The sequence below is a fragment of the Clostridium sp. AN503 genome (assembly GCF_040719375.1).
In the GTDB taxonomy this organism is placed as follows: domain Bacteria; phylum Bacillota; class Clostridia; order Lachnospirales; family Lachnospiraceae; genus Brotaphodocola.
In genome coordinates this window covers 1,102,934-1,119,905 of record NZ_JBFDTP010000002.1, presented here as the reverse complement: position 1 = coordinate 1,119,905, position 16,972 = coordinate 1,102,934, and the positions used below count along the sequence as shown (strand labels likewise).

Annotated in this window: 16 protein-coding genes; 1 reads left to right on the top strand and 15 read right to left on the bottom strand. The window is 48.7% G+C overall.

All coding sequences use genetic code 11. From position 1 onward, the window contains the following. Positions 1 to 153: 153 nt before the first annotated feature. Positions 154 to 1,827 (top strand): cellulase family glycosylhydrolase, encoded by a 1,674-nt coding sequence (locus AB1I67_RS12355; RefSeq protein ID WP_367030179.1) that lies wholly within the window; start codon positions 154 to 156, stop codon positions 1,825 to 1,827. Here the strand turns inward: AB1I67_RS12355 and AB1I67_RS12350 are convergent. From AB1I67_RS12350 to AB1I67_RS12280, 15 genes are all read right to left on the bottom strand, one after another. After that, positions 1,814 to 2,734 (bottom strand): LysR family transcriptional regulator, encoded by a 921-nt coding sequence (locus AB1I67_RS12350; RefSeq protein ID WP_367030178.1) that lies wholly within the window; start codon positions 2,732 to 2,734, stop codon positions 1,814 to 1,816. The two genes, AB1I67_RS12355 and AB1I67_RS12350, sit on opposite strands and share 14 nt — an antisense overlap. A 230-nt stretch (positions 2,735 to 2,964) precedes the next feature. After that, positions 2,965 to 3,234, bottom strand: a complete 270-nt coding sequence (locus tag AB1I67_RS12345) for a transcriptional repressor (RefSeq protein WP_367030177.1) — start codon at positions 3,232 to 3,234, stop codon at positions 2,965 to 2,967. A 122-nt stretch (positions 3,235 to 3,356) separates the two neighbouring features. After that, on the bottom strand, positions 3,357 to 3,725 hold the full coding sequence (locus AB1I67_RS12340) for a heavy-metal-associated domain-containing protein (protein WP_367030176.1): 369 nt from the start codon (positions 3,723 to 3,725) through the stop codon (positions 3,357 to 3,359). Positions 3,726 to 3,736: 11 nt separating this feature from the next. Next, positions 3,737 to 3,886, bottom strand: coding sequence for a hypothetical protein (locus AB1I67_RS12335; RefSeq protein WP_367030175.1), 150 nt, complete (start codon positions 3,884 to 3,886; stop codon positions 3,737 to 3,739). A gap of 5 nt (positions 3,887 to 3,891) precedes the next feature. Then, positions 3,892 to 4,080 carry a FeoB-associated Cys-rich membrane protein gene (locus tag AB1I67_RS12330; protein ID WP_367030174.1) on the bottom strand — a complete coding sequence of 63 codons (189 nt, stop codon included), beginning with the start codon at positions 4,078 to 4,080 and terminating at the stop codon, positions 3,892 to 3,894. A gap of 27 nt (positions 4,081 to 4,107) precedes the next feature. Next, positions 4,108 to 6,294 carry a ferrous iron transport protein B gene (gene feoB, locus AB1I67_RS12325; RefSeq protein WP_367030173.1) on the bottom strand — a complete coding sequence of 729 codons (2,187 nt, stop codon included), beginning with the start codon at positions 6,292 to 6,294 and terminating at the stop codon, positions 4,108 to 4,110. A gap of 64 nt (positions 6,295 to 6,358) precedes the next feature. Further along, positions 6,359 to 6,577, bottom strand: a complete 219-nt coding sequence (locus AB1I67_RS12320) for a ferrous iron transport protein A (protein ID WP_367030172.1) — start codon at positions 6,575 to 6,577, stop codon at positions 6,359 to 6,361. A 62-nt stretch (positions 6,578 to 6,639) separates the two neighbouring features. Beyond that, positions 6,640 to 6,849 carry a FeoA family protein gene (locus AB1I67_RS12315; protein WP_367030171.1) on the bottom strand — a complete coding sequence of 70 codons (210 nt, stop codon included), beginning with the start codon at positions 6,847 to 6,849 and terminating at the stop codon, positions 6,640 to 6,642. A gap of 846 nt (positions 6,850 to 7,695) precedes the next feature. Beyond that, positions 7,696 to 8,010, bottom strand: coding sequence for a hypothetical protein (locus tag AB1I67_RS12310; RefSeq protein WP_367030170.1), 315 nt, complete (start codon positions 8,008 to 8,010; stop codon positions 7,696 to 7,698). Between the two features lie 14 nt (positions 8,011 to 8,024). After that, positions 8,025 to 8,318 carry a hypothetical protein gene (locus AB1I67_RS12305; RefSeq protein ID WP_367030169.1) on the bottom strand — a complete coding sequence of 98 codons (294 nt, stop codon included), beginning with the start codon at positions 8,316 to 8,318 and terminating at the stop codon, positions 8,025 to 8,027. A gap of 44 nt (positions 8,319 to 8,362) precedes the next feature. After that, on the bottom strand, positions 8,363 to 11,635 hold the full coding sequence (locus tag AB1I67_RS12300; RefSeq protein WP_367030168.1) for an InlB B-repeat-containing protein: 3,273 nt from the start codon (positions 11,633 to 11,635) through the stop codon (positions 8,363 to 8,365). 255 nt (positions 11,636 to 11,890) lie between these two features. Next, on the bottom strand, positions 11,891 to 12,775 hold the full coding sequence (locus AB1I67_RS12295) for an HAD family hydrolase (RefSeq protein WP_367030167.1): 885 nt from the start codon (positions 12,773 to 12,775) through the stop codon (positions 11,891 to 11,893). Continuing rightward, complete coding sequence (locus AB1I67_RS12290) at positions 12,762 to 15,167, bottom strand: glycosyl hydrolase family 65 protein (RefSeq protein ID WP_367030166.1); 2,406 nt, start codon at positions 15,165 to 15,167, stop codon at positions 12,762 to 12,764. The genes AB1I67_RS12295 and AB1I67_RS12290 overlap by 14 nt, the downstream gene beginning before the upstream one ends. 4 nt (positions 15,168 to 15,171) lie before the next feature. Then, positions 15,172 to 16,014 carry a carbohydrate ABC transporter permease gene (locus AB1I67_RS12285; protein ID WP_367030165.1) on the bottom strand — a complete coding sequence of 281 codons (843 nt, stop codon included), beginning with the start codon at positions 16,012 to 16,014 and terminating at the stop codon, positions 15,172 to 15,174. Positions 16,015 to 16,016: 2 nt separating this feature from the next. Further along, on the bottom strand, positions 16,017 to 16,901 hold the full coding sequence (locus tag AB1I67_RS12280; protein WP_367030164.1) for a sugar ABC transporter permease: 885 nt from the start codon (positions 16,899 to 16,901) through the stop codon (positions 16,017 to 16,019). Positions 16,902 to 16,972: the final 71 nt, after the last annotated feature.

The window sequence follows — 16,972 nt, the reverse complement described above, 5'->3', positions numbered from 1 at the left end:
TAATGCCGCTTAACAGCTTCTCGGTAACTGTCTGTGGCATCACGCATTTTTGTATTCCATTTTGGAATCACCTGCACCGCTATATTTGAATTGAACGGCAGCTGAGACCTATATTATACTTTAACTAATAGAAATCAGAATGGAGGTATGATTATGGATATATATTCCAATGAACGTGTTTCTGGTTTTCTGCACGCCGACGGGCGCAGGATGTGTAATGGAAATGGAGAAGAGATCCTGCTGCGGGGCTGGGGAGCCGGAAACTGGACCAATCCGGAGGGGTTTTTGTGCGGGGACTATCCGCGCCCCTGGTCAGGTAAAGATCCCCACCAGGTACCGGAGCGCTTTGACCGGGCCCGGACCATAGAAAGCAGCATCCGCCTGCTGTGCGGCAGTAAATATGCACGTGAATTTTGGCCCAAATGGTATCATAACCATCTGGGAGAAGCCGATATCAAAGCGATGGCACAATACGGATATAATTCCATCCGTCTCCCCTTAAATGCCAGGGTATTCCTTCCGGAGGAATCAGAGATCCAATGGAATGAGGATGGCTTTGAGATGCTGACAACGGTCCTGGACTGGTGCGAAAAATACCGGCTCTATGCAATACTCGATATGCACACAGCGCCGGGAGGACAATCCGGTATCCGGTGCGATGACGGCCTGGAATACTTCCCCCGTTTTTTTCTTGAGGAAGAGAGCATGGAACGCACAATGCTTTTATGGGAAGAAATCGCAAGACGTTACAAAGACCGGTGGATCGTGGGCGGCTACGATCTGCTCAACGAGCCGCTGGCATCATCAGACTCCCTGTACCTGATGCCCAGGCTGTCCACTTTCTACGACCAGCTGATAGAACGGATCCGCGCTATTGACAAAAACCACATGCTCACCTTAGAAGGCGCACAGGCTGCCACCAACACCGAAATATTTGACCACAATTTTGACCCGGCATGCAATAACTGGTGCATCCATATCCATTATTATGGTCTTTCTCCGGAACGCCGTTCTCTGTTCCGGTATCTGGAGCCAGGCCTCCGGCTCAATGTTCCGGTCTGGATGGGCGAAGGCGGCGGGCCTTATCAGGACATCGCCGCACTGCTGGAGGCAGCAGACTGCCTGGGCATCGGTTTTAACCTCTGGAGCTGGAAGGTATCCACGCTTCCGGATGGATCGCTCCGGCGGGACCCGGTACAGTACCGGCTCCCCAGAAACTGGGACACCATACTGGCCTGCTTAAACGAGGGCGCCCCCCGTCCATCTTATACAGAATGCCAGGCTATCTTTGACGAAATGCTGGAGAACATGAAATTTGAAAACTGCATCCTGTCCCCCGAGCAGCACGCGTACATCCTTCGGAAACCCGGAAGGCAGGTGCCTGCCGCCGCTTACGATTCCGCCCCCCACTCTTTCTATGGAGGGTGGGATTATGGAAATGTATTTGATTACCGAACGGAAGACCGGATCAAGCTGGTATTAAAAGACGGGAAGCTCCCACCCCGCCGCTCCATGGCCTTCGATCCTTCCCCCGCTCCTGTACAAAGGCCATTGGAAAACCTGCTTTTGGAATTGAATACCGGCGAGTACGTCTCCTATACCGTTTTTGATGTGAGAGAGAAATGCAGAGTGTATCTGACTCTGCGCGCAGCAGAACCTTCTTCCATTCAGATCAGCAACGGCAATGGCGGTTATATGGTGCAGATCCCAGGCAGCGGCAGTTTTAAGGAAATCGAAAGCCTGTCCCTGCCGGTCAGCCGGCGGCACTGTATTAAGATTGAGATCCTCTCCGGCCGCATTCAGATTGACCACATTACGTTTCAGTAGTCTCCAGGGATTCCAGTTTGCTGTAAACATACCCCTCCAGATTTTTTCTCATCCAGCTGCGGAAATGCTGTTTCACCAGCGAATCCGGTTCTCCTGCCTGCTCAAGCAGGACCACCGGGAATTCCAGCATTTCTTTGATCGGTACGCAGACGATATTACTTCCCCGAAAGGCGGTAATATCTCTGCCCGGATTGATACTGGCACCCACGCCTACCATAACCCTGTGGAACATCTCTTCCCGCCGCATTTCCGTCCCGTCGTCCGGTATGATCCGACGGGGACGGAATGGGAACTGTTCCATCAGTTCTTCCACAAGACATTTGGAAAAGCTGCTTTCTACCAGAACTTCCCCATCCAGCTCTGTCAAAGAGACCATCTTCTTACCCGCAAATACAGAATCCCTGGGCACAGCCAGATAAAGGGAGTCGTCATACAATTCCGTGACCTTAAGCTGGGGAGGGACGATCAGCGGACGGGAACTGATGCTGAACGTATAATCGCCTGAAAGCATGGTTTCTATGATCTCCCTGTAGTTCGTTGTCTCCATAAAACGAACGCTGGCACCTGCCGTATTGATGACAAAATCGTTCAGCGCATCTTTAAAAGCGTAAGATTTGGGACAGATGAGCACACTGATCTCCTCGTTGTCCGAATAACGCATCAGGTCGTCCATGGCTCCTCTATACACAGGCTCCATGGCTTTAAAATGCCGGTAAAAGCACTCCCCGCCCTTGGTCAAAGCGATCGGATGATGTTTCCGGTCCACCAGCTTTACGCCGATCTCTTTCTCCAATTTTATGATGGTTTTTGAGAATGAGGACTGAGAGATATAATTCCGCTCTGCCGCCTCCGAAAAATTCAAGCACTCTGCCAGACATAAAAAATACTTAATTGCAGTAATATCCATCTTGATCTGTTTCCAATCCCTGTATTTTATTTATTGATACAAACTGCTTCCGTATTTTTCATTATATGCTATTATTCCTGCAAAAACAAGAAGCGATTCCCTTTCAGACCAGAATTAAAAGACCGCAGAAAATCCGGTGTGCCAACAAAAAAACAGGACCTTCGCTTTACGCTGAAAATCCTGTTTTCGTTACTGCAATATCCTTATGACCAATCTGTCACTTCACATATCTATGCACTGGCGGCTGCACTCTCACAATCAATGCGGTACATATTTTTCCGCTTTATCAGCCCGGCATCCTCAAGGGTCTTCACCATGCGGTAAACCGTTGCCATACCAATGGTCGGATCGAGCTTGGCCGCGCTGTAATAGATCTCCTTACAACAGCTGCATTCATCCTGAAGAATAATATCGATCAAAAGCTGTCTCTGACTGGTGATCCTGCATCCGTTCTTTTTCAGTTCCTGTATAATAAATCCTTTTTTTGCCTCAACAGACATAAGCGAACCTCCTCTTTACATTTTCATCTGGCAGCAAAATCAGTTATGTAATACTGATTATCATTCTCATAGTTATCATACGCTAACTCAGAGAAAATGTCAAGTTGTTTTTCCTGCAACTTTTACTGGGATTCTATGGAAACCACCTGATATCCGGCATCCTCCACTGCTTTGCGCAGGCTACTCTCGCCGATCTTCCGGTCACAGGAAACAACTGCCTGTTGCCGGCTCAGACTGACTCTGGCGGATGCTCCGTCAATCCTGTCAATAGCTCTTGTAAGGGTATTCACACAATTCTGGCAGTGCATGCCGGATACATGGATCGTCATCTTCTCCATAACGGGCTGCTCCAGCTTCTTTTCCGCTGTGGGAGGCAGGCCGCAGGCCCCTCCGCCGCAGCAGGGGCCTTCTCCCTTAAAATGCTTTATCGTGCCTTTCAGCGCAAGCGCTAAAAGCATGACAACCAAAAGCAATACAATCACATTTGCCACGCTGTACCCCTCTAGCCTTTCTCTTCGCCAAACCGGCGGTCCCGTCTCCTGTCCCGCCATTTCTTAAAGAAACGATATCCTTCAAAAAGCAGCATTCCCGCCAGATAGGCTCCACTAAGGATCACCACCATATAGAACATGGAACCTGTCGAATTCCCCATGACCGTCAGCTCCTTTTTCCGTCAGCTGCGCCATGTGCCGGCACTCCATGTGTTGGCGTACAGGCATGGCTGCAGCCTCCGCAGCTGCCGCAGCAGCCGGTACATCCGCCCGCCTGACGGTCTTTGCGCTGTCGGTAGATCACATATGCACAGTACCCGAATATCAGGGCTGCAATCACAATATCTACTATCATTCTATCACCTTTCTCTGCCAGGAAAGACTAAGACGCTGCCTGAACAGAACTCCTGTAAGAAGTTTTCTGATCCTTATATGGATCTGGCCTGAACAGCATGAACAGAATCACCAGCGCCACCGCGATCCCCGCAACAGTACCCAGTCCAAATGCACCTCCCATTACAAAGGAACCGATCTGGTATACACTTAAGCATACCATGTATGCAAAGATGTTCTGGAACAGGATCGCAAACCAAAACCATTTTCTGGACTGAAGCTGCTGTGCCATGGTAGCGATCGCCGCAAGACACGGTGAATCCAGCATGTTGAACAGAAGGAAGGAAAATGCCGCCAGAGTGGTCGGGAACCACATCTGTACCGCCTGAGCAACGGTTACCGCATCCTCGGTGTCACCTGCCACATTGGCAAGCACGCCCATGGTCGACACGATCGCTTCTTTTGCCGTAAAACCGGACAGGGAGGCTGCCACAGGCTGCCATCCGCCAAATCCCAGGGGTGCAAACAGAGGCGCAATCGCGCCGCCGACTAATGCCAGCAGACTATCTGCACTGTCCTCCACGATACCGAAGCCGCCCTCAGTAAACCCGAAACCGCCCAGGAACCACATAACGACACAGGCCAGGAACAGGATCGTACCTGCCTTAATGATAAACCCTTTCAGCCTCTCCCACACATGCAGAAGCACGGTCTTTACAGACGGAAGATGGTACTGCGGAAGCTCCATGACAAACGGGGCCGGTTTGCCGGAAAACGGTTTTGTTTTCTTCAGCATGATCGCAGAAACCAGAACTGCCGCAATCCCGATAAAATACATGGCCGGGGCGATCAAACCGCCTGCCTCATAGCTCCCCGTAGCGTAACCCGCCATAACGCCGCCCATCAGAGCGATGACCGGCAGCTTCGCGCCGCAGGGGATAAACGTAGCCGTCATGATCGTAAGGCGTCTGTCGTTGTCCTGCTCGATCGTCCTGGACGCCATGATCCCGGGAATACCGCAGCCGGAAGAGATCAGCAGCGGGATAAAGCTCTTTCCGGAAAGCCCGAAATGGCGGAATACGCGGTCCATAACAAATGCGATACGCACCATGTAGCCGCAGTCCTCCAGGATGGAGAGGAATAAAAACAGGATCGCCATCTGAGGCACAAAGCCCAGCACCGCTCCAACACCGCCGATCACACCATCCACCACAAGGCTCTGGATCACATCGCTGGTACCCACGCTCACAAGGAAATCACCCACAACTCCCTGGACCGCCCCCACAAAGGTGTCGTTGGTCCAGTCAGTCACAAGAGTACCGATGGTAGTAACAGATATGTAATAAACCACAAACATCACGGCCACAAAGATCGGGATTCCCAGGATCCGGTTGGTCACCACCTGATCGATCTTATCGGAGACCGTCATCTTGTTTTTTCCTTTTTTCACGGAAGTGGAGACGATCTTCTGGATATATCGGTAACGCTCATCGGTTACAATACTTTCCATATCATCATCGCGCTGCTGCTCCAGTGCTTTTCTCACCTTTTCCACAGCAGTCCTTCCAGCACCGGAAAGCTGTATGCTCTCCACCACTTTGCTGTCGTTCTCCAGTAACTTAACAGCATACCACCTTTTCTGGTTCTCTGCAAGCTCTGACGGCAACGCATCCTGTATTTCAGCGATTGCGCGCTCCATCTCCTTTGAAAAAATCTCCCCCGGTACGTCGGCAGTGCGCTTCTTTGCAACAACCACAGCCTCGTCGATCAGCCGGTCAAGACCTGTCTGCTTCAGAGCAGATGTCTCGATGACCGGACAGCCCATAAGCATGGATAAGCGCTCCGTATCGATCCTGATCTCTCTCTTTTCCAGAAGGTCCGTCATATTCAGAGCGATCACAACCGGGATCCCGGTCTCAACCAGCTGGGTGGTCAAGTATAAGTTCCTCTCGATATTCGTCGCATCCACCAGGTTCACGATCACATCCGGATCCTCCTTCAGGAGGTAATCACGGCTTACCACTTCCTCCAATGTGTACGGAGAAAGGGAGTAAATTCCCGGCAGGTCCGTCACGATGACGTCCTCATGTTTCCCTTTTGACTTTAACCTTCCTTCTTTTTTCTCTACGGTAACCCCCGGCCAGTTTCCAACATACTGGTTTGCCCCGGTCAGCGCATTGAACATTGTGGTCTTTCCACAGTTCGGGTTTCCGGCAAGTGCAATCTTTATCGCCATCTCTTTTCTCCTCCCATGAGCCGTTCTTTTCTCTGTTCATTTTTTCAAACAATATGATCAGGTCTTACTCCACTTCCACACACTGAGCGTCGTTCTTTCTCAAAGAAAGCTCATACCCCCTCACGGTGATCTCCACCGGATCGCCAAGCGGCGCCAGCTTCCTGATATAAAGCTCGCTTCCCTTCGTGATCCCCATATCCATAATCCGCCGCTTGTACGCGCCGTCACCTGTGATCTTCTTTACCATAACGGTGCTTCCAACCTCTGCATCACCTAACGTCATCGCTTATATCCCCTTCCTTATGACTGATCTCTCATATGATACGGCATCCATAAAATGATATCCTAAACCATAATGTGCCGCGCCATATCCTCATTGACCGCGACCCTGGAGTCCTTAACGTTCACGATCACGTTCCCTCCGATCGCTGATATGACTGTAATCTCCGTTCCGGAAACAAATCCCAGATTTTCAAGGAATCTCCTGGTCTCGTCGTTTCCACCAACTCTGTGAATCCTGCTCACCTCTCCGGCCGGCATCATTGTAAGCGGCATATGTTCACCCTCTTTTCTCAAAATTTATCAGATCCTCTGGATTGTATTTGACATGAATTAGTATACGCTAACTAAAGTTAGCCGTCAACAACTTTTTAAAATTTATTTGAAATTTTTTCCATATTCGCTTTAAATACAACCATTTCAAACGCAAAAAAAGCCAAAAACGTTGCCTTATTTCTGTTTGCGGCTCAGAGCCGAGCCTGTGATGCTGCCAGGCAAAGGGAACTTATTTCTTTCAGGGTGTGGTGTATGTTAGCTCTGATTGATGATGCTTTCAAGTCATTTTTCGATTGTTTTTAATATTTGTGGAATGTGATGCAGAAACTGCAGGGAGATTTATGGAATAATGCCGCATAAAGGGCTGGGAAAATATATTTCTTATAGATTCGTGACGTATTATTTTCTGGTATTTCATTTCCCCCGTACCCCCTCTTCCGCGCAATATTACTATGAAAGATTATGAATGGTCAACTTACGGATTCTTGCATTTCCCTTACCGGTTTCTTACTGGTGAAACATGCACGAGCATCCTCCTTTACTTGATCATACACAGAGAGAAAACCGCAAGAACCATCACAGATGTAATTGCCGTACGTGACGCACCGTATCGCCCAGTGTGCCGCTTTTGGTAGCCACCTGAAGATATGCCAGTGCCGCAGTATTCTGGATTTGTAGGGCAATTTAAAAACAGGGTTACAATAGCTTTGTTTAATTTGCCGAAAATCTCACTTCTTGTCTTGAAATTGGTAAGGTCGAATTGTGTGCGGGTTAAAGGCTGGGTGGCTTTGCGCCACCCACGCCGAGGGACATCGCCCGGCAAAGCCGGGTGAATACTAGGATACATTAATTGTTCTTTTTTCCATTCTCATCAATCTGTGTGTATTCATCTAAATGCTGAAAAAATTTTTTTAATGCCTCTTCCTCACTCTCAGAATAGAAATCAAGAATTTTGCTCCAATGCTGCCCGGTGGTTACATTGTATTTTGTTTCGATGTATTCCTGAAATCCTGGATAAAATTCTGGTATGGTATCTTCTTCTTGAAAAAGTCGATACATATAGCCATTTATATATGCATATAAATATTCAATTTCATTTTTACCCAAGTACACTATAGGTCTGTTTCTCATTTCATATAGTACATCTTTCATATAATTCATTCATACACCACCTTTCAAACATTTTGGAAGAAATCTTCTAAAAGTTCATAGTATTTATCAAACGCCTCTTCATCTGATAAAGTAATTTGGCGTATTATAGATGGAACTTCAATACACCTTTTTTCACTGTATTTTTCTTGCAAATATATCATAAATTTTTCTAGCCATATAGGGGTAGTACAATCTTTTATATATTGGCACTTAACATAACCATGAATAAAACAATATAATCTTTCCAAACTCCTTTTTCCTATATATTCATCAGGATTTTCTTTTATTAGATATAATACATCTATTAATTCTTTCATCTCTTATTTCGGAAGATATTCCGACTCCTTTTTTCAGATTTAATTTAAGGTGGTGTAATTGTTCTTTCGGCCTGCCCATCTCCCCAGAAATCAGCCTCCCATACCGCTCTTGGCAAACCCAATGGGTGAACATTACAATAAACTATTCCGTAATATTCAATACCATAATGATAGCCATTTTTGCTTATTATAGACTCTTCACTATTAATGCCAAAAAGTGCTTCTCTAGTGAAAGAAATAATATAACCACTTGAATAGGCTGGATATTTCATCGTAATAAATTTAAATTCCTGTTTCTGTTTTCTCAAGTACTCAGCCATGGCATCAGCCGCTTCTTTACATTCAAAAAGACCATATTGTCCTGCAATATCTCCCAAGCCAATGGCTATAGCCTCAGATTCCCCCTCGTTTATAAGCACTTCAAGTTCAGCCTCTATCGCATCCACAACCGCGTCAGCAACATGTCCAAAGCACGTAGTGATGCAATTCGCTATACTTTTGAACAGAGGCCTGGCCAGATACACTCCACATGAGTATATAAGCGTAGCAATAAGTACAATTAATTCACCGCTGACCACAAGTGACCTGGAGGTCGGTCCGTCATTATCAGCGTTTGCCAGATATTCGCCTAACTGAATTAGGGCATCTTCAAGCTCGTCCGATAAGTCTAATTTTGACAGCAGGGTTTTATATATCCTAAGCTTGTTTGTTCCGGTTACGGAATCTTCTGATTGGTAACTTGCATAAATGTATTTGTTGGACTGGATATTTGTATAGCTGCTGTCCCATCCCGTAAATACATAACCTGCATATACTGGAGGAATGGGAGCAGAGGCATCATATCCGGTTGGAACCTGTGCTTCTTTTAGTACTACCCATGATTGCACCCCTGTTATTTTACCATAAAACTTAACCTTATGGGTATTATGTGTCCCCGGTATATACACTGCCCGAATCTTTATTGGGGCTGTTATCTGGTAGAATGTTTTATCCCATCCGGTGAATGTATACCCATCCCTTGTTGGATTTTTGGGAACGTCCGGTTCAGCTCCTTCTGTTATATATTGAGGGGCATACAGCATGCGCCCATCATAGTCGACAAACTCCACTTTATAGGTTTCTACATCTCCAGTGTAATATTTACCGAAGATTGTATAGTTTCTCCGAACATTCGTGTAGAATTCAGAATCGGGCCAACGGCAAAACGTATAGCCAGGTATTAACTCCGACTCCGGTGGGGAACCGTCCTGTCCCTCAACTACCCATTCCTCTTTCAAAAGATTATAAAATCCGTCTTTGTCTGGACAGCGGCCTTTGTATTGAAGAAAATAGGTTTTCAGGTCCCCTTTCTGGTATTGTGCTGTGATAACAGTATCCTTTTTAATACAGAATCGCTGGTTATCCCAGCCCACAAACGTGTATCCATCCCGTTTGGGGCTGCTTGGACGAGAGGCGTCCTGTCCGCGGGCTATCTGCTGAGGGGCGTACAACATGCGACCGTCGTAGTCGACAAACTCCACTTTATAGGTTTCAACATCTCCAGCATAATATTCACCACGGATTGTATAGTCCTCCTGGACATTTGTATAGTATTCAGAATCAGGCCAGCGGCAAAACGTATAGCCAGGTATTACTTCCGACTCAGGCGGGGAACCGTCCTGTCCCTCCACTACCCATTCCTCTTTCAAAAGATTAAAATATCCGTCTTTATCTGGACAACGGCCCTTGTATTGAAGAAAATAGGTTTTCAGGTCTCCTTTCTGGTATTGTGCTGTGATAACAGTATCCTTTTTAATACAGAATCGCTGGTTATCCCAGCCCACAAACGTGTATCCATCCCGTTTGGGGCTGCTTGGACGAGAGGCGTCCTGTCCGCGGGCTATCTGCTGAGGGGCGTACAACATGCGGCCGTCGTAGTCGACAAACTCTACTTTATAGGTTTCAACATCTCCAGCATAATATTCACCACGGATTGTATAGTCCTCCTGGACATTTGTATAGTATTCTGAATCAGGCCAGCCGCAAAAAGTATAGCCAGGTATCACTTCCGACTCCGGTGGGGAACCGTCCTGTCCCTCCACTACCCATTCCTCTTTCAAAAGATTAAAATATCCGTCTTTATCTGGACAACGGCCCTTGTATTGAAGAAAATAGGTTTTCAGGTCTCCTTTCTGGTATTGTGCTGTGATAACAGTATCCTTTTTAATACAGAATCGCTGGTTATCCCAGCCTACAAACGTATATCCATCCCGTTTGGGGCTGCTTGGACGAGAGGCATCCTGTCCGCAGGCTATCTGCTGAGGGGCGTACAACATGCGGCCGTCGTAGTCGACAAACTCCACTTTATAGGTTTCAACATCTCCAGTATAATATTTACCGTGGATTGTATAGTCTCTCCGAACATTCGTGTAGAATTCAGAATCAGGCCAGCGGCAAAACGTATAGCCAGGTATCACTTCCGACTCCGGTGGGGAACCATCCTGCCCCTCCACTACCCATTCCTCTTTCAAAAGATTATAAGATCCGTCTTTATCTGGACAGCGGCCCTTGTATTGAAGAAAATAGGTTTTCAGGTCCCCTTTCTGGTATTGTGCTGTGATAACAGTATCCTTTTTAATACAGAATCGCTGGTTATCCCAGCCCACAAATGTATATCCATCCCGTTTGGGGCTGCTTGGACGAGAGGCATCCTGTCCATTAATGACATACTGTGCATTCGCTAACCAGCTTCCGTCATAATCAATAAAAGTTACTCTATGTGTCTCATAAGTTCCTTTTACAAACTGAGCTCTTGCCGATAAATGCCTGGCTACATTGGTATAATCAGCGCTCCATCCTACAAAAGTATAGCCATCCTTTGAAGGACGATCTGGTTCCTGGGCCCGCCCGCCCCGTTCAACATCCTGCACATCCCATAGTTCTGAATCCACATAAAACTTGACGCAATATAAGTTATCTGCACTCATCAGATTGATATCAGACGGTGTACTTCGTTCCAGTTCTATGTCCTCTCCCAGTTCGGAATCGGAGGGCGTACTAAGTTCCATATCGTCCTCTGATTCAGCATCAGAAGGTGTACTATGCCCCCAATCCTCCTCCTCATCCAACTCTGAATCAGAGGGAGTATGGCCCTGCCAGACATTGCCAAACGCCCTGTCATCGACCAGTAAGATTTCATCTTCCTCAACATCATTAACCGCCTGGAAGCTGTTTCCATGCTCCGCCACAGTCTGAAACGGGGTCATGACGGATATCACCACAACCAGTATGGCGGCTATCCATTGCCTCCAGCTTTGTTTTATTCCCAGTACCTTCATATTTTCCAGTTCCCTTCTGATTTATATTTTTTCATTTTACCAAAGTATGTGTTACGGAAACGTGAAAAACATAAATCTCAGCAAAACCAAATCTGTATCAGCAGGGATACATAGATAGTGTTCAGGTAATGTTCGCTATATATAGAAAAAATCAGGGGAAATCCTCTTTTATAGACTTCCTCCTGATTTTTGATGTACTTTAACAAACATATGTGTCTATGGTGTTGGCCTTCTGCCACAATCTCAATATTACTATCACTTATTCTTCCAACTTCCCCCCTGTTCCTCCAAAAACTCTAAAAATGTCCCGACACCGCCGCCCAGCACGTTCACGCCGTCCGGACGTTTCCCGGAAGCTTCCGACACGTCATAAAAATCTCCTGTACATGATTTTTCTGTCATCATAAAGCTGTCGCTGCCAAAAAGCCCCTCATCCATTCCCACATATTCATCCCCCCAAAAAGCACAGTTTTCTGGAAGAATCCCGCGGGTCTCTTTTAAATGATCCAGGATGATATCCACATTATGGCTCTTACTCGTCAAACCTGCCTCCAGATATTTTGCATCGGTGGTGGCAGACAGCTGAAGGTTCTGCTTTTTGCCTGCCTGGACTGCCAGCTCAAGAAGCCCGGTCAGCCCTGACCTGATCCCGTGGTTTTTCATACTCTCCTTCAGTCTTCCAAGCTCGTCATCCTGGAAAAACAAGTGCTCGCCCCGGTCATTGCCTACCATTAAGTCTATCTTACAGTAATTGGGGCGGCTGAATATGATGTCGGTCTCAAACCCATACTCCGAAAACAACTGCTCATGGATATCATAGCAGGCCCGGTGCACCCTGACCATGGTCGGACGGTCCGGCACCATATTGCAGAAGATCTCTGGCTCTCCGGCATCTGTAAAGTGATAATTGTAGGCTCCGCGGCCCAGACCGTAAAACAGATTCTTCCGCTCTCCAGGTGTAAATGCCTCATGGAGCCTTCCACCGCCGATATTCTCTATGGTGGTCCCGCTGATGACCGCCAGACAGACTCCTTGTCCCAACAGACGTTTCATCTGCTCCGCCACCTGCCCGGTGGGCGCCTTCCGGGACAGCACGGCTGTGCCGTCCCAGTCAAAAAAGATTGCCTTATATTTTTTCACAGCAGCAGTCTCCTTCCTTCTCCAAAACGATTTTTTTGCCTCCGGAAAACAGTTCCAGTCCCGGTCCCTTTAACAGCGTATAAGCCGCTTCAGCTCCATGCGCTCCACGCCGTATGTCCACCTTCAAAAGACTGCCACGGTAAGTGATCTTAAACGTGTACCCGTTCCACTCCTCAGGCAGATGCGGGGCAAAGCTCAGCCTGGAAGCGTTGGTCCGAAGCCCTGCAAACCCGTTGACGATCGCCTGCCAGGTCCCCGCCATATTGGCGCCGTGGATCCCGGCGTAGACATTGTTGTGGTAGTCGTCCAGATCCATCCTGGCTGACTGGGAAAAGTACTCGTACGCTTCCCTGTGATATCCGATCTGGCTCGCCACGATCCCAAAGATACAGGTGGAGAGGGAAGAATGATGCAGAGTCACCTCCTGATAGAAATCATAGTTTCTCCGGATCTCCTCCTCCGTAAACAGATTGCTGTACAGATACATTCCCAGCATGGAGTCCGCCTGCTTCGACATCCTGTGGCGCATGATGAACAGCGGATGGTAATTCTCATAGAGCCACGCCCGCTTCTCGGGAGGTATCCTGCTCTCATCCCAAGGCTTGCGCATCATGAAACCGTCATCCAGCGGGTAGACTCCCCGTTTCTCATCATAAGGAAAATACATATTATCCACGATCTTTGCCCATAACAGCGTCTCATTCCAGTCAAAATGAATCCGCTCTGCAAGTGCAGCATACGCTCTGCATGCGTGGTTTTTCATATAATCCACTGCCTTTATGGCAGCTCTCAAGTTCTCTCTCGCCATCAGGTTTGTGTAAAAATTGTTGTCCACAAGTACATTGTATTCATCTGGTCCCGTCACAGAGCAGATGCAGTATTTTCCGCCGCGGCACTCCGCAAAGCTCCCCACGTCCGCCCACACCCGCGCCGTCTCGATCAGGATCTCCGCACCTTTCTCCGTTAGATATTCCACATCCCCGGTAACGTCCAGATACAGGCAAAGCGCATAGGCAATATCCCCGTTGATATGATACTGGGCCGTGCCCAGCGGATAATAGGTGGACGCTTCCTCGCCGTTGATGGTCCGCCACGGATAGAGGGCCCCCGTATCATGTCCAAGAATCCTCGCCCTGGCCCTCGCCTGATCCAGGGTATTGTAGCGGTAGTCCAAAAGCGTTCTTGCCAGCTCCGGCTTCGTGTAGATGAATACCGGCAGCATATACATTTCCGTATCCCAGAAATAATGCCCCTCATACCCCTCTCCGGTCAGCCCTTTTGCTCCCATGCCGGTCCTTCCGTCCCGTCCCGCAGCCTGCATGATGTGGAACAGGTTGAAGCGGATTCCCTGAAGCAGCTGTTCATCCCCATCCACCTGCACATCCGCGGACGCCCAGAAGGAATCCATATATTCCCGCTGGCACTGCCGCTCCCCCGAAAATCCAAGGGCCGCAGCCTCCGCCAATACCTGTTCCACGCAGGCGGCAAGCTCTCCCTCCGGCATGTCAAGGCAGGATGTATAGCCCATATACTTTTCCAGCGTCACACAATGACCGGCCTCCGCATCAAGCTGCAGGGTAATGTCTGCGTCGAGCTGAGCCTCACGGCTACTTACCTTCAACACCGGAACCTGACCGGCTTCCGCTTCCTCAGACCCTTCTGCCGCAGCCCGCTTCCCATCATACAGCACCGCATGTTCACACCCGCAGGCCATAGTCAGCCTGCTGTTCTGGGTAATCCCCTCGTAATAGATGCCCGTCCCGGCAGCGGAAAGCCCGACCGGCTCCAGCTTCCTTCCAAATGGCCCATAATCCACGATGGGGTTGGTCTTCCTTGTGTGGTTTTCCACGTCGGCATGAAGATACGAAGTAAAACGGACTGTTCCGGAAAAATTGACCGGGATAACCTCGTAGCTGGTCTCCATCAGATTCTTGCACCGGAAGGATACCAGCCGCCGGATGCACAGCTTCACCTGACGTCCCTGCGGAGAGGTCCATAACAGGCTTCTCTCCAGTACCCCATTCTTCAGATCCAGCGTCCGGGAATAGGATTCCATGGATCCCTGCCTCATATCAAAGACTTCCCCGCAGATCTCCAGCCGGATCTTCTTTAAATCCGGCAGGTTTAAAAGGGACTGGCTGTACTCGGGGGAGCCAAAGTTAGCTTCCCCGTACCGGATCTTTTCGCTCTCGTAAAACCCATTGATAAAGTTGCCCTCCAACCCCGTATCCACATCAAATCCGTAATCCTCCTCGAGGGTCCCCCGGGTCCCGATATAGCCGTTTGACAGGGCAAAGGTTGTTTCGTTTCTGTAGTTGTACTCTGTGGTGAATTCCGTCTCCCTGATGTTCCACGGCTCCACAGGATAGATTGGTTTTTTATTCAAGTCCATAAGCTTATCCTTTCACAGCGCCCTCGGTCAGGCTCTCCATCACCTGACGCTGAAGTATGATGAACAGTACGATCGTAGGCAGCACGGTCATGACCACCGCCGCAAACAGCGCCGAATAGTTGTTGGCAAACGTCCCCATATAATAATTCAGCGCGATCGGAACGGTTCGCGCCGTATCGCCGCTGGTGAGCATGAGTGCGAAATAAAACTCATTCCAGGTATTGATAAACTGCAGGAGCGCCACCGTCACCAGCCCCGGCTTGGCAAGGGGCAGGATAATTCCGAAAAAGGTCTGTAAAAAGGTTGCGCCGTCTATGTAGGCCGACTCCTCAAGGGCCGTGGAGATCGTTGCGTAGTAGCTGGTCATGACAAAGAAGGACATGGGAATTCCCATGGCGGAGTACACGATGACCAGTCCCAGCTTGGTATCAAAAATACCCAGATTCTTGAAAATCGTAAAGAGCGGCTGGGATATGGCCTGGGCCGGAAGCATCAGGCAGGCGGAGATCAGCAGGATGATCACGGTCTTCAGCTTAAAGTTGAACCGGGATACCACATAGGAGCACATGGCTACCGCCGAAACCGTCACCAGTACGCTGACCCCAACGATCATCACACTGTTCATAAAATATTTTGCGATCGGGGCATATTTGAACGCGTCTTTATAGTTGTTGAAATTGAATGTGGACGGCAGGGACACAGCCGACGAGTTGATCTCGGCATATGTCTTAAAGGAGCTTAAAAATGCCCATACCATCGGTCCGATGGCGATGAGTACAAAGAAGATCATGTACAGGTACAGGGGAATGCTAAGCAGGCACTTTTTTGCTTTGGAATCTATTTTCATGCTCACGCCTCCTTCTTTTCTTTCTTTTCACGGAACAGCCTCTGGATCAGCAGCACCAGGGTCAGTCCTAGGACGATCTGGACCACGCCGACCGCGTTGGCCTTGCCGAAGTTGTTTTCCAGAGTGGCCGCCTTGTAAAGGTAGATCGGCAGGTTCAAAGTCGAGTTACCGGGGCCGCCCTTGGTAGTCATGTAGATGATATCAAACTGGGAAACCATGGCGACAGACGCCAGGATCACGCAGGTGCCGAAGATATTTTTCATCAGCGGGATCGTGATAAAACGGTCCATCTGCCACGGCTTTGCACCATCCACCCTTGCCGCCTCATAGATAGCCGGATCCACCGCTCCCATCTCCGACAAAAAGATGATCGTGTTGAAACCAGAATAGAGGATCCAGGTCATGGTCACAGTCCAGAATGCATACCGGGAATTACCAAACAGGTTTGGAATCCGGGACGCATCCATACCAATAGCTGTCCAGAGGGACTTGATCACGCCGAAGGACGGGTTTAACAGCAGGGTGAACATCACGCCCGTAGCCGCCGTCGGTATGATATTGGGGATCATATAGGCGGTGCGCACCACCTTCCAGCCGTGAGGCTTTCTCCGCAGGATCAGGGCCATAACAAATCCGATGGTCACATGGACCGTGCTCTGTAACACCACCCACAGGAGCGTATTTTTGATGGATTCTATAAAATCCTCGTCTTGAAAGATCGCAATAAAATTCCCCAGGCCCTGGAATTTCGGTTTCACAGAAACGCTGTATTCACAGAGCGAGGTATAGAGAACGGTCACGATCGGAGCCGCATATACGATGCAGAACAGGATCATGCACGGGATAATAAACAGGGCGATCCACAGTTTTTTATTTCTTGTGCTCACGTTTTATCTCCTTTCCGGTCACATAGATGGCAGGCGGAAAATACCGCCTGCCGTACCAGTGTGTCAATGTT

Excerpts from the sequence above, each read along its gene's own strand:
- AB1I67_RS12355 (WP_367030179.1), top strand. The coding sequence starts at position 154 with ATGGATATATATTCCAATGAACGTGTTTCTGGTTTTCTGCACGCCGAC.
- AB1I67_RS12350 (WP_367030178.1), bottom strand. The coding sequence starts at position 2,734 with ATGGATATTACTGCAATTAAGTATTTTTTATGTCTGGCAGAGTGCTTG.
- AB1I67_RS12345 (WP_367030177.1), bottom strand. The coding sequence starts at position 3,234 with ATGTCTGTTGAGGCAAAAAAAGGATTTATTATACAGGAACTGAAAAAG.
- AB1I67_RS12335 (WP_367030175.1), bottom strand. The coding sequence starts at position 3,886 with ATGGGGAATTCGACAGGTTCCATGTTCTATATGGTGGTGATCCTTAGT.
- AB1I67_RS12330 (WP_367030174.1), bottom strand. The coding sequence starts at position 4,080 with ATGATAGTAGATATTGTGATTGCAGCCCTGATATTCGGGTACTGTGCA.
- feoB (WP_367030173.1), bottom strand. The coding sequence starts at position 6,294 with ATGGCGATAAAGATTGCACTTGCCGGAAACCCGAACTGTGGAAAGACC.
- AB1I67_RS12320 (WP_367030172.1), bottom strand. The coding sequence starts at position 6,577 with ATGACGTTAGGTGATGCAGAGGTTGGAAGCACCGTTATGGTAAAGAAG.
- AB1I67_RS12315 (WP_367030171.1), bottom strand. The coding sequence starts at position 6,849 with ATGCCGCTTACAATGATGCCGGCCGGAGAGGTGAGCAGGATTCACAGA.
- AB1I67_RS12310 (WP_367030170.1), bottom strand. The coding sequence starts at position 8,010 with ATGAATTATATGAAAGATGTACTATATGAAATGAGAAACAGACCTATA.
- AB1I67_RS12305 (WP_367030169.1), bottom strand. The coding sequence starts at position 8,318 with ATGAAAGAATTAATAGATGTATTATATCTAATAAAAGAAAATCCTGAT.
- AB1I67_RS12300 (WP_367030168.1), bottom strand. The coding sequence starts at position 11,635 with ATGAAGGTACTGGGAATAAAACAAAGCTGGAGGCAATGGATAGCCGCC.
- AB1I67_RS12290 (WP_367030166.1), bottom strand. The coding sequence starts at position 15,167 with ATGGACTTGAATAAAAAACCAATCTATCCTGTGGAGCCGTGGAACATC.
- AB1I67_RS12285 (WP_367030165.1), bottom strand. The coding sequence starts at position 16,014 with ATGAAAATAGATTCCAAAGCAAAAAAGTGCCTGCTTAGCATTCCCCTG.